The sequence below is a fragment of the Roseimaritima multifibrata genome, from assembly GCF_007741495.1.
GTDB classification, from domain to species: domain Bacteria; phylum Planctomycetota; class Planctomycetia; order Pirellulales; family Pirellulaceae; genus Roseimaritima; species Roseimaritima multifibrata.
Genome location: NZ_CP036262.1, coordinates 6,540,175 through 6,552,881 on the forward strand (window position 1 = coordinate 6,540,175; position 12,707 = coordinate 6,552,881).

Consider the following 12,707-nt stretch of genomic DNA (forward strand, 5'->3'; position numbering starts at 1 on the left):
CCATCTAGAATAGCCTTCAAACTGGGGGATTCAAGAAGATGGCGCCGTTTTTAGGGAATACAGAAGAACAAGCCAGTATTACGATTCCAATACTGATAGTGGTTCCGTAAAAACCGACGGCAACGACCGCACAGCGCGGCGCTGTCCCGACCCAAAATCGCGACGAATTAGTCTTGCGATCTCATTTCAAATCTTGGCTTGATGCCAGCGAGGGACGTGAAATCGATTCGTGACCTCCTGTCGGTCTGCCCACGCGCTGGCGAGCATAGCGACGGGACTGCCGCAACTACCGTCGCAAGAGGGTGGCCCCCGCTCGGAAACCGTCACCTATTGATTTCACGTCCCAGTCGCTCGAATCAAGCCGCTTTAATCAACTTTTTTAAAGCCGATATCGTCGAAGTCAGCGACTCCGGTTGCTCCGAACAATCCAATCCGCAGGATCGCTTCGCGGCTTTGAGGTGGGACACGAATCAAGCGGCTTTCCGATTTCCAGCCTCGGGTTCCGCGGAACGGCCCCAACCAAAAAGTGCCCCGTTCACGACGCAGTTCGTCGTAAAAGGTAATGGCAACAATCGGCAGACGGTCACTTCCTTCCGCGCCGACCACCGCGCGGGTTCGGACACGCCCCGACAACCGGGCCATCGTTACTTCGCGACCATCGATCGCCAATCCCTGCAATAGATGGGAATCGAGTCCTGGCGTTTCGTTCTCGAAACGGATATACGAGCCATCGCTCTCTCCAGCGGTCGACGCACTTGACCCCGAAACGATATCGGTTTCAGCGGGTACCTGATGGACCTGGCGACCGTAGTACCAGCCAGGAATATGGATCGAAGAGTCGCCGGACTGGCTGAAATCGCCGTTGATGACTTTAGGGTTGGACGGGTCAGGCTTTTGCTGCCGACCATCTTCGGCTTCGCCAGTCATTGGAACAAACAACGTAGGACGGAGCGGCTGCCGCTCCAGTTTCCCGTCCTTTTTGATCATCCGATAAAGAGTCTGCTGATAACGCTCGCCGACGGGGATGATCATCTGGCCCCCTTCGCGCAACTGATCGACCAACGGCTGGGGGATCGATTCGGGAGAGCAGGTCACGATGATTTTGTCGAACGGAGCCGCTTCGGGCCAGCCTAAAAAACCATCGCCAACGCGAGCCGAAACGTTCTCGTAACCCAGTCGCTCCAGAACCTCTTTCGCCTTCTTACCCAACGGGCGGACAATTTCGATGGTATAGACGTGTTCTACCAACGGACTGAGGACCGCCGCTTGATATCCGCTGCCGGTCCCGATTTCCAAAACTTTGTCGGTCGGCTGTGGATCAAGGGCCTCGGTCATCAAAGCCACAATAAACGGACTGCTGATCGTTTGAGCGTCTCCGATCGGCAGCGCCATATCGAAATAGGCTTTGCTGCGCTGCGAAGTGGGAACAAATTCATGCCGAGGCGTTTCAGCGATGGAACGCAGGACCCGCGTATCGGTAACCCCCGCGGTCTGAATTCGAGTCTCAACCAGCTGTTGCCTAGCTTTCTGGAATGGATCTTCCGCCACCGCAGTACCAACTTGAATAAACGGGACAAGAAACCCAACCGAAAACACCGCAGCCAACAGAGCAGGATGAAATGAGAATCCGAATCGTGTCGACATCGACAACTCCCGCGAAAAGATCAAAGGACGACGACATCAGCAGACAACCTACTGACTTCCTTATGTTTAGGATAACCCTAGGATGCAAGCGGGCAGAAAAGAACTTTCATCCAAAGGCCCCCGCCCCAACCGTGGGAACGACCTGACCCGTTGTACCGATTCTAGCGATTAAACCAATTGAACAAACATCCAGCGTCTCAAACATCCAGCGACCCGAGCCGAAAACGAAAAAGACGTGCGGCAGAACATGGTCCGCCGTCCGGCGACGGCAGCGACATTGAAAGGGAGGCCGCGGCGTTGACCGGGCCATTCGATCCTCAGCCGCGCACTCACGTGCGCGGCTGTAGATTCGGTCCGTTCGCTAACGAGCGTCTTTGGTGATGCCCGGCCAATCATCGGTGCGGAACGGAGTCAAAGGAAGATCGTCTTTGTTATACAAGTTGACGACCGGGTTTTCGGCCCATGCGTAGCGCACGGCAACCGGTTCCGCAACTTCACCGCTGGAAACGGCGATCCGTCCGTCTGGCAAAATCTCGGCGTCGGCCCAGACAAATTTGCGGTCTTCACCCGCGATTGAAAAACCTCGCAGTTCGTTAACATCAAACGGACGCCAGCCAGCTCCAACCTTATCAAAGGTCAGCACGATCTGATTGCCTTCTTTTTCCATCGATGCATATCGAGGGCTTTGGTAATCCATGTCCAAACCATACTCGTTGGCCAATGCCCAACGTGCCAAGCGGCCTCCGACAATCTGCTTGTTCCGCGGATGGATGTCCTTCGCTTCACCTTTATCAATGATCACGGCTTCACCGGTGTTCGGCAATTTGTCCATGGTCATCGTTTGGGCTTCACGAAGTTCCGCCCAACTGCTGTCGCCAGGTTCGGCGACTTCAGGACGGAAATCGGCTAGCTGAACCCAGTAGAAAGGAAAATCGCCCTGTCCCCAATCGGACCGCCACTGCGAAATCATCAGAGGGAAAAGGTCACGGTACTGATAGGCACGGCCAGCATTCGATTCGCCTTGATACCAGATTGCCCCACGGATTCCGTATCCGATGTGAGACTTCAGCACTCCGTTATAGATATTGCCTGGGTTCTGATTGCCCGGCAGAGCCCGTTTTAGATTGGTCAGGTGCTTCTCTTCGGCGTCGCTGCGATCGGTTTTCGCTTGCAGCGTCTTCGCCTGTTCTTCCATCGACTCCCAACGCTTTAGCATCGGGCCGTACATTTCAGGATTCTTGGCCAGGGTTTCGCGAGGCACCCAAGCTTCCGCAGCCGATCCGCCCCAGGCGTTGTTAACCAAGCCAATGGGAATTCCCAGCGTCTGATACAACTGACGCCCGAAGAAATAGCCAACAGCGGAGAAACTGCCGACGGTATCGGGTGAGCAAACCATCCAGTGATGAGCATCATGAGACCAAACAGCCTCTTGAGTCCCAACGCGTGGATAATTGATCATGCGAATCTGCGGGTAATTGGCGGCTGCCTTTTCCAGATCAAAATCATTGGAATTACCGACATTCCACTGCATGTTGGACTGGCCACTACAAATCCAGACTTCGCCAACCAGAATGTCTTTGACCGTTACGGTGTTTTTACCTTGAACCGCCAGCTCAAGCGGTTCTCCGACTTTCATCGGGTCAAGGGTGACTTGCCAATTCCCTTCGGCGTCGGCGGTCGCCGCGTGCGACTGGCCACCAATCTTGACGGTCACCTGTTCGCCACTATCGGCTCGGCCCCAAACGCGATTCGGCTGATCACGCTGCAAAACCATGTGGTCCGAAAAAATATTTGGAAGCCGAACATCTGCGACGGCGTCCGAAACGACAGAGCAAGCCGCCGCAGCAGCCAGCAATAAAGAAGCAGAAAAACGCAACACTTTAGGCATGGTGGGAACCTCAGGGGGGAGAAACAGAAATATTTGAAGTCCCACAGCATACTCTTTCCAATCTCAGAAAGGGGCCTTGGAAGCAACAATCCTGCAGTGCTCGCCCCTCTTTTTCGGGCGTGAAATGCATTCGTGACGAATTATCCACGCTCTGGCCGCCACTGCCGTAGCTACCGTCGCCAGACGGTAATTCCTGCTCCATCAATTGTTCCAACGGCACCAGACGCGTCGCTGACCAGCCACCACCACTCGGAAACTTAACCAACGGGATCAAAGCCCGTTGGCAGCCAAGATTGGTCTTGCAATTTTTACAAAAGGATTGCTAGAGTCGCTGAGCGGACTGGGGCACCGTCAGAACACGCCCCACGAAAAAACCAAAACTCTGGCACTTCGTCCGGGGATTCCACCTACAGCAGGGAGGCTCACAGGTGTTAGCTCGCTCACCCATTCGAACCAAACTGCTACTGGCGTTGGCGATCCTCACGGCGATCATCAGCACGCTCGCTTTCAGTGGATTCTGGGGGCTTTACCGCTATCGCAGCCTTGCCAACAACATCAACCATCGCGCCGCGGAGATCCCTCAGATCAACGCCTTGCTGCGTTCCGTAGAAACAATGCGAGACAGTTGCCGAAGGATTGAGGACGATAGTTTCAACTCGTTTAAAATCGGGCCTGATCCGATTTTATCCGAATCGATCCAACGGAGCGAAAGCGATCGCTTTGACGATGCCTTGCAAGAATTCGGGTCGGTCCTCGCACGCTACCAAGTCTCCTTGGCAGCCTCCTCATCGGAAGACAACCTCTTTCTTGATCCAGAACAACAACAGCGGTTGCTAAACCGAATCGACAAAGCACTGCAATGTGTCCGCAGCACCCAACGCCGCCAGCTGCATGATTTGGAGGCGATTGAATTCGCAACCCTGCAGCTGGACCTGGATGCCCTTGCCGATTACACGCAACAGTTGCCATCGATGCTGCAGCGCCGAATGGCGGGCGTCCGCGACCAAGTCCGCGGCCAATACCGAACCTGGATCACGCTTGCGTGGTCTTGCACGGTCCTTGCGCTGGTAATGCTGGGAGTCCTCCTGTGGCTGTTCAAAACCCTGATCATGCAACCTTTTCAGAACCTGCTGGAGGGCTGCCGCTTGGTCGCCTGCGGGCATTTCGATCACACCATCGAACTCGGCACCGGAGACGAATTGGACGAACTGGGCCAGGCAATGAACGGGATGACCGAACGTTTCCGCAGCACTCGAGACGGCCTGAACAGCCAAGTCCGTCAACGCACCCGCGAAGTGATCCAGCGCGAACAGTTGGCCAGTGTGGGCTTTTTGGCAGCCGGGGTCGCCCACGAAATCAACAATCCACTCGCCTCCATTGCCTGGAGTGCCGAAGCCCTTGAATCACGTCTTCACGATGTGCTGCACAGCACGACCGATGAATGCACGATCATGCGTGAAGAGGCCGAAGCCCTCAAGAAGAACCTGACCCGAATTCAGGACGAAGCCTTTCGCTGCAAAGGGATTACCGAACGTTTGCTTGACTTCAGCCGCATGAGCAATGTCACGGTCGCGCCGACCGACCTGGGCGAACTGGTCAGCGAAGTCGTTTCGATGGTCGGCACGCTTGGGCAGTACCGCTGCAAAAGCATCCGCATTGAATGCCCAGAAACCGTCATCGCTGAAATCAACGCTCAGGAAATCCGTCAAGTGATCCTGAACCTCTTAACCAACGCGTTGGAATCGGTTCCCAGTGATGGACTGGTCATCGCCAAAGTGGAAGCGACAAACAGCCAGGCTTCCGTTAGCGTCACGGACAACGGCTGCGGCATGAGCGACGAGGTTTGCGAAAACCTTTTCGAACCCTTCTTTACCCGTCGCCAAGATGGCCGCGGAACCGGGCTCGGCCTCAGCATTACTCACCGCATCATCAGCAAACATGGCGGCGTGATCACCGCTCACAGTGACGGCGAAGGTCACGGATCACGTTTGGAATTCAGCTTGCCTATCAACACTATGGAGCCCAATCATGTCGCGTCTCAAGTCGCCTAAAGAAACTGCCAAGATGCGGGTCTTGTTCGCTGATGATGAAGACAACTTGCAGGAGTTGATTCGCAGCGAAGTCCCTCGCATGGGATACAGTGTGACGGTCTGCCCCGATGGGTTAACCGCGGTCGCCGCAATGGAAAAAGAGGCCTTCGATTGCTTGATCGTCGACCTCCAGATGCCCGGCTTTACCGGTATCCAGGTGATCGAACGCGCGGCAGAACTTCAGCCCGACATGGATACGGTCATCATGACCGGAAACCCAAGCGAAAAAACAGCGATCGAAGCGATCCAGTTGCAGGTCTTCGACTACGTCATGAAACCTTGCCGGTTGGCCGATATCGCTGGCTTGCTGGGACGGGTTTGGGAACGCCGCCAAAACCGCCGGCAGGTAGCCGCTTTGGAACATCGCGTCCGCCGAGCCGAAGGGGAAACAAAACTGATCGGGGACCATCCGACCATGCACGAAGCAACCCGCTTGATTGAACGGGTCGCCGCCACCGACAGCACGATCCTGATTCGCGGAGAAACAGGAACGGGCAAAGAACTGGTCGCCCGCTCACTGCATGAAAAAAGCGATCGGTCCGACCAACCGTTTGTCGCGATCAACTGCGGGGCCCTGCCCGAAAACCTGATCGAAAGCGAACTGTTCGGACACAACAAAGGAGCCTTTACCGGCGCCGACGCAGCCCGTGCGGGGCTGTTTGAAATGGCCGATGGTGGAACCCTGTTCCTCGATGAAATCGGTGAACTGCCTCTTTCCATGCAGGCCAAACTTCTGCGAGTCCTGGAAACAGGGGACATCCGCCGAGTGGGCGATAACGAAACGAAGAACATCGACGTCCGCGTGGTCTGTGCGACGCACCGCGACCTAGAACAAATGGTGCATGAAGGAACCTTTCGTGAAGACCTGATGTTTCGCATCAACACTTTCGAAGTCCAAGTCCCCGCGCTGCGTGAACGTATGAGCGACCTGCCGCTACTGGCCAATCACTTACTGGCCAGATTTCGACCGGACATGAAACCGGACATGAAAGACGCGTTCGCGCCGGAAACGCTGAAACTGCTCGCCGAACATGTCTGGCCTGGAAACGTTCGGGAACTGGCAAACGTGATTGAACATGCCGCGATCCTCTGCGACGGCCTGCCGATCCTGCCGGAACACCTGCCTCGCCACTTCAGTTCCAGACAATTAAGAAAAGAGCTTCGCAGCAGCGGCCCGACCAGTTTGCGGGACATGGAAATGCATGCGATCGAAGAAGCGTTACAGCGGCACGACGGGAATAAACCTGCAGCAGCCGCCGAACTGGGAATCAGCCTGAAGACGCTGTACAACAAACTGAACGCCGCCATCGACAGCAAAGCTGGCTAGAGGTTCGCCAAGGTTCGTCTGCAGGGCCGCCGGTTAGACGACCTGCAGACGAAAACGCATTACCATTAGATCTCAATTTTTAGATCGGTGGTTCCTGCGGCGGGAATTTCGACCGTCAGTCCTGAGGTTTCAGGACTGGCATATTTCGCAGGCAACACCGATTTTTCGGGCTTCATTGCTGAAAAATTTTCCCGCCCCGGTTCGCCACCCGGATCCTGGACCGGGCGAACAACAAACGCCGTAAACTTGCCGACCATGGCGCCGTCGGCATCTCCGACCGTCCCCAGCTGAAAACGCCCCTGTTCATCGGTCAGACCACGAGCGCGACGCTCTTGTCCATCCGCCGGCTGCAGAATCACCTCGTATCCTGCCAAGGGCTTTTCCTTGTAGACCAAGGTTCCCGAGGCAGGGACCAAACTCAATCCAGGGTCACTGCAACCCAGGCACATCAGTGTCACTCCTAAAATCAACGACATCCACTTCATTGCGATACCACTCTGGCTGTTAGCGATAATTTCATCAAAACATACTGGGGGCAAATACGATCCGTTTGGCAAACCCTATCTTCGCTTACGGAAGATTCAGGACTTCGCCTCCGTTGGCGGTTCCCAACGCCAACCAAGCTAATCCGTCGACCGTTTCCGCACCAAAAGAAACCGACCCGTCGCAACGTAGCGTCAGGACGCCCGAAGGATGAAAACTTCGAGTTGCCAAGTGCCCCGCAGCTAAGCTGGAACTGTTGATGCAATCGCGGTACCGGGAATTCGGCGTCAACGTGTGGTTGTAGAACGTCGACACGATGAGAGCTCGGTAGTACTGCATCCCGCGATAACGCCAGGCACTCGCACTTGGATCGTCGCAGGCTCCGATGTCGTAAGTCGTGTCCATCGCTGCCGTCCAACCGGAAACTCCGGTCGCGGTTTGATAGTATTCAGGAGAAGTCCGAGCATAGACGGCCAAGGAAGAACCGCTGCCTGGATAAACCCCCTTTTTGATTTCGGAAAATGCCGCGGTGTTGCTAAGTCCATCGGTGATGTCCGCAAATTTCCGAGCTTCGCCTCGAGGGAAAACGGCAGTGCGATTTGTATCCGGAGCCAAGCCACCAAAGTTCTGCATGTAACAACCGTGCCCTGCCCAGCTGAACCCTGGAGCGCTGGCTGGATGAGACGGACATTGGTAGATGTCCAGCGTTTGCCGAACCGCTGCGGAGTTAGCCGAACTGCTATTTAGATCCAAGCTGAAATCGAAAAGCTGAAAGCTGTTATTCGCTTCGATGTAAGGAAGGATCAGCGTGTGGGGCGTCGCACTGTTCGATGAAACCCCGCCCGGCGGCAGCACGCGATGAGTCGATTCGTAATTGTGCAAAGCCAAACCAATTTGCTTTAGGTTATTGGAGCACTGCATCCGGCGAGCCGCTTCACGCGCCGCCTGGACCGCTGGCAACAGCAGCCCCACCAAGACGCCGATGATCGCAATCACCACCAACAACTCAACCAACGTAAAACCACTTCTGCGACGACGGACCATGTTCACAATTTCCAGAAAATAAAAGAGCAGATTTGCAATCTCTTGCGCTACTTCAAAATGGAATAAGTAGCCAAGGCAAGACGAAGAACAGATGAAAAGAATGGCTTCGACAACGGAAAACCAATCGAATAGTAGCCACCAACTTCGCCGACTCAAATAAATTGAATCGGCTTTTTGACTAGTAGTGGCGGACGTCCCCAAAGATGCCACCGAACGGGAATCATGCAGCCATACCGATTCACGCGTCGCTTTGGTCACTTCCAGAAACAAACGTCGACACTTGCCATAGCCACCAAGCCCCCCCATACAGCCAAATACGGAACAGCAACCACCTCATTGGCGACGAACTGCCCCCTAAAAAAATGCTGGACTTTCAAATTTCCGAGGTGTACAATTCGATACTGTACAGACGCCCCCCTGGCGTTTGGCGGATCGTCAGTTCCCAACTTAGGGAGGACTTAAAGTGGAAGAAAGTCAAAAGTTAACCGATCGTCAACAAGCGGTTTATGACTTGATTCGGCAGCTGATCGTGACACGAGGCTATGGCCCAACCGTCCGTGAAATCGGCGAAGAATTCGGGATCAAAAGCCCTAACGGGGTGATGTGCCACCTGAAAGCGCTGGAGCGGAAGGGGCTGATTCGCCGGTCTCCTAATAAGTCACGCGCTATCGAACTCGTGCATGAAGCCGATCGGATGCACGGAGCCATTCCATTTGCCGGAGTCGTCGCGGCAGGGCCGACCACGCTTGCCTTTGAACAAAACGACAGGATGAACCTGAGCGAAATATTTTCAGGCGAAGATCGCTTTCTGCTGCAGGTTTCCGGAGATTCCATGATCGATGCACATATCGCCGATGGCGATCTTGTTGTCATCCAACGACAGAGTACCGCTTCCCCTGGAGACATGGTGGTCGCTCAAACTCCGGAAGGTGAAGCGACTCTGAAATATTGGCATCCCGAGGACGGACGGATTCGCTTGCAACCCGCCAATGAAGAAATGGAGCCAATCTACGTTCGAGAAGCCGAAGTGCTGGGACTGGCCGTCGGGATCATTCGCCCCAAACTGTAGAAACGGCTTTCCAGCTGGAAGCAAAAAATGTCTGCAGAACTTGCAGACATAAAAAGAAGAACCTCAGGCAGCCCCCAGTGGTTCTCTTCGCTGGCAAACCTACTGGCTGTCATAAAGCCAGCCGACGGTTAGCTCTGCGATTTTTTGATCTCGATCAATTGCTTGCGTTCGGGCAGGGCTTTGTAAGCCGGATCAAGAGGGAAGCAACCACTGATCATCCCGTTGCGCGGAGCTGTGGTGCAATCGCTAAACGTCCGGCAAATCAATTTCCGGACCATCGGTCGGCCCGCCAAGGTGTCGAGCGGCAATTCGGGATAGGACAACACCATCCGCCCCAGTCCGATCGAATCGACCATCCCCTCACGGACAACCGCTTGACCGACATGCGCGACGTAGTCCTGCAGGTAGCTATAGCCGCTACCGACCATAAACATCTCGGGGACTGCGGCTTTGCATTCGGCGGTCGCTCGGACCTGCCGTACGACTCCACACAACGGGTCCTCGGGCAACTGGTAACCGTCACTCGGCGGAAAGATCGCGGGACGTTGTATGTGCGGATTGTAGTAGGGACTGCCACAACTAAGATTCAGCAAACGAACGCCTTCGGCGGCCAACAGCCGGACCAATTCAATCGGTTCCTTAAGATCCATCTGCAGCGGATCGTCCGCTCGGCAGCCAAACCCAGCATCGTATTCGGTTGCGGAATCCCAAGGTGCTGGTACACCGACTTCTTCCCCTTGCTGGTAGGGCAACGTATCAAACAGGCTTAAACGCACCCCGATCGCAAGCTTTGGACAGGCGATTCGAACCGCTTTAATGATCGACAGCAACAATCGCGACCGCCCCGCCAGGTCTCCTCCATATTTTCCCGGTCGACTGCGTGCACTGAGAAATTCGTGCAACAGATAACCGTGACAGGATTTGATGTCGACAAACTGAAACCCACAGGTTTCGGCCAACTTGGCGGCTCGGACATATTCCTCGATCAAATCATCCAGTTCCGCATCGGTCCAGACGACCGAATGATCGAGCGGATCGATTTGGAAACGTTTATCCAGAATCGGATGATGATAAGCGATCCGAGGCTCTAAGAGCTTTTTATCGTTTGGGCGGCAGAACCGACCGCTGTGCGTCAACTGCAACCCGACCACCAAGTCGTCTGTACAGCCGGCGGCCTCCTGATGAGCTTCCACCAAGACATTCCGCAGTTGCTGCAACCCCGGCTCGTTCGCAGCCAACGCCATGGTCTGATTCGGGTTGGCCCGGCCATCGGGGCGGACGGCGGCGGCCTCTCCACCCCAGATCAATTTGGCGCCGCTTTGGCCGAACCGCTGCCATCGCCTGATCGTCCACTCGCTGGGCGTCCCATCCCGGCCAGCATCCCAACCCTCCATCGGGTGAATGCACCACCGGTTCCCAATTCGCAACCCTTCCGCCGTCCCCTCGGCCGCCAGCGGCGACCCTTCGGCAGCGGACAACACTTCAGGATCGACAGGCAACTGCAGATTTAAAGAAGCGAGCCGCTCTTGAAGCGCCTGAGGCGTCCGAATCTGAGCAATTTTTCCGTAACTAGGAGCTGGCATGGCAAGCGAACCAATCGAAATTCAGCGTCATAAAACAAATAAGGGACCCTAAGAATAATCGTTGGCGTCTTCACTGCCTATGGAACCCTTTTACAGCGCCCTGCGTTGCCGCTCCCATTCCCAACTGAAATCCACAATCGCTTGATCACTCAATGAGCTGGCAAGGGTATCTTCTGTCGGCAACGATTCCCCCACTACGCGGCGAGACAACTGGTTCAGACGATTGATGACTTCCAGGGCATCTAAAGGAATGAGCAAGTAGTCTCCGTCAACGTCGATAAAAGCAAGATCGGTCGGTTCCTCTCCGGGCACCAGTTCCGATCTGCCGTTGCGGCGATTTAATTGGTTGATGATCTCCAGAGCATCCTGCGGTTCCACCCGCCCGTTTCCATCCACATCGAAACGATTAACCGGATTTTGAAAATACGGAAGCTGAACAGCCGCGACATCGACCGCCAGGGTTTCGCTTAACTGCCCAACCCGATTTCCCCGCACAAGCACCTGAACGTCATACGCACCGGAGTCCTGATAGGTGTGTGACGCTTGGACCGTCGCTGTCAAATCGGAAACCGTCCAGCCAATATCTTTCATGGCGGCAAAATCGAGTGGGGAAAATAAAACTCGCGTCCCCTTCGTCAACGAAGGATCCATATTGGTTTCGCGGCCATCCACTTCCAGACCGTCCTGCCAATGGGAAACTCCCGATAGCGGCACGTCCGTTCCGTACAGTGTCGAGGCCGATTCGCCGCCGAAGCTGCCACTGCCGGCCAGCACTTCCCACGCAGAGGATGTCGCCCCAACGTAAAAGGTTCCAAATCCAAGGACATGAGCCAGTTCGTGAACCGCCACGGAAAAAAAGTCATTCTGGCCTGAGCCGATTTCCGAAATATCCTCTCCAAAAAACCAATCTCGGTTCTCCCCACTTTGGTCTTTCGTATCGAACGCAAGCGATCCTCCCCAAGGCCCGATGTCGTTCAGGCTAGTCCCCAACGCCCCCTCCTGACCGCGTGACCGGATCTTATCCAGCCACGATGAACTGCCGCTGGCGGTCGAAAAATATCCGGTGGCCCCCTGCCCCACTTGGTTCTGTGGCAAGTCTCGCGCCCCCACAAAGATCACCAGTTCATTCGCTTGCACCCCAAAGGATGTCGCCAAGGAGTGTGAACTTCCTGTGCGTGGATGGATAATCGCGGGAACCCATGTATTACCTCCGCTGGGTTGAATCGAATCCAAACGATCGGCAAATCGCTGCACGATGGAATCCGCGGCCGCCTGCAGAATGGCTTTCCTTTCAGCGCCGGCAAAGAAACCGTCTGCATCCAGGGAATAATCAAAACGAATTCTGAGTGGCCCAGGTGCGGCGTCGCCAGAAACGTTAGCGACGCTGCTCGTGCCGTCGCCCCAGTCCACAATCGCCGAAGTGGCACCTGCCAATCCAGCCGTGTCGACCACCTCGGTCAATACGAAGGTTTCGCCGACGGTGGCCAACAAATTACGAGCCTCCAAGACTTCGATCCGGCCGCGAACCTTTCGCTGCCGGCCAGCTTGGCCAATTCGCCGAAACCAATTCATACGAACC

9 protein-coding genes are annotated in these 12,707 nt (G+C 55.3%); 3 read left to right on the top strand and 6 right to left on the bottom strand.

Features of this window, described 5'->3' with window-relative positions; all coding sequences use genetic code 11:
• Positions 1 to 366 precede the first annotated feature (366 nt).
• Both FF011L_RS23655 and FF011L_RS23660 read right to left on the bottom strand, forming a co-directional pair.
• The gene (locus FF011L_RS23655; protein WP_145354414.1) at positions 367 to 1,644 is read right to left on the bottom strand and encodes a protein-L-isoaspartate(D-aspartate) O-methyltransferase; all 1,278 of its coding nucleotides are present in this window, start codon (positions 1,642 to 1,644) and stop codon (positions 367 to 369) included.
• A gap of 361 nt (positions 1,645 to 2,005) precedes the next feature.
• Positions 2,006 to 3,532, bottom strand: coding sequence for a sialate O-acetylesterase (locus FF011L_RS23660; protein ID WP_145354415.1), 1,527 nt, complete (start codon positions 3,530 to 3,532; stop codon positions 2,006 to 2,008).
• Positions 3,533 to 3,960: 428 nt separating this feature from the next.
• Here FF011L_RS23660 and FF011L_RS23665 point away from each other — a divergent pair, with 428 nt between their 5' ends.
• Positions 3,961 to 5,583 (top strand): sensor histidine kinase, encoded by a 1,623-nt coding sequence (locus tag FF011L_RS23665; RefSeq protein ID WP_145354416.1) that lies wholly within the window; start codon positions 3,961 to 3,963, stop codon positions 5,581 to 5,583.
• A gap of 13 nt (positions 5,584 to 5,596) precedes the next feature.
• Positions 5,597 to 6,949 carry a sigma-54-dependent transcriptional regulator gene (locus FF011L_RS23670; RefSeq protein WP_145355858.1) on the top strand — a complete coding sequence of 451 codons (1,353 nt, stop codon included), beginning with the start codon at positions 5,597 to 5,599 and terminating at the stop codon, positions 6,947 to 6,949.
• A 65-nt stretch (positions 6,950 to 7,014) separates the two neighbouring features.
• Here FF011L_RS23670 and FF011L_RS23675 read toward each other — a convergent pair whose 3' ends face one another.
• Together FF011L_RS23675 and FF011L_RS23680 are read right to left on the bottom strand one after the other, a co-directional pair.
• Complete coding sequence (locus tag FF011L_RS23675; protein ID WP_218932844.1) at positions 7,015 to 7,434, bottom strand: hypothetical protein; 420 nt, start codon at positions 7,432 to 7,434, stop codon at positions 7,015 to 7,017.
• Between the two features lie 85 nt (positions 7,435 to 7,519).
• A complete protein-coding gene (locus FF011L_RS23680) occupies positions 7,520 to 8,476 on the bottom strand; it encodes a DUF1559 domain-containing protein (RefSeq protein WP_218933240.1) in 957 nt (318 codons plus the stop codon).
• Positions 8,477 to 8,939: 463 nt separating this feature from the next.
• Here FF011L_RS23680 and lexA point away from each other — a divergent pair, with 463 nt between their 5' ends.
• Positions 8,940 to 9,545 (top strand): transcriptional repressor LexA, encoded by a 606-nt coding sequence (lexA, locus tag FF011L_RS23685; RefSeq protein ID WP_145354419.1) that lies wholly within the window; start codon positions 8,940 to 8,942, stop codon positions 9,543 to 9,545.
• A 128-nt stretch (positions 9,546 to 9,673) separates the two neighbouring features.
• On the opposite strand, the gene FF011L_RS23690 is transcribed toward lexA, so the two are convergent.
• Both FF011L_RS23690 and FF011L_RS23695 read right to left on the bottom strand, forming a co-directional pair.
• Positions 9,674 to 11,128, bottom strand: a complete 1,455-nt coding sequence (locus FF011L_RS23690; protein WP_145354420.1) for an oxidoreductase — start codon at positions 11,126 to 11,128, stop codon at positions 9,674 to 9,676.
• A 90-nt stretch (positions 11,129 to 11,218) separates the two neighbouring features.
• Positions 11,219 to 12,700 (bottom strand): dockerin type I domain-containing protein, encoded by a 1,482-nt coding sequence (locus FF011L_RS23695; protein ID WP_145354421.1) that lies wholly within the window; start codon positions 12,698 to 12,700, stop codon positions 11,219 to 11,221.
• Positions 12,701 to 12,707: the final 7 nt, after the last annotated feature.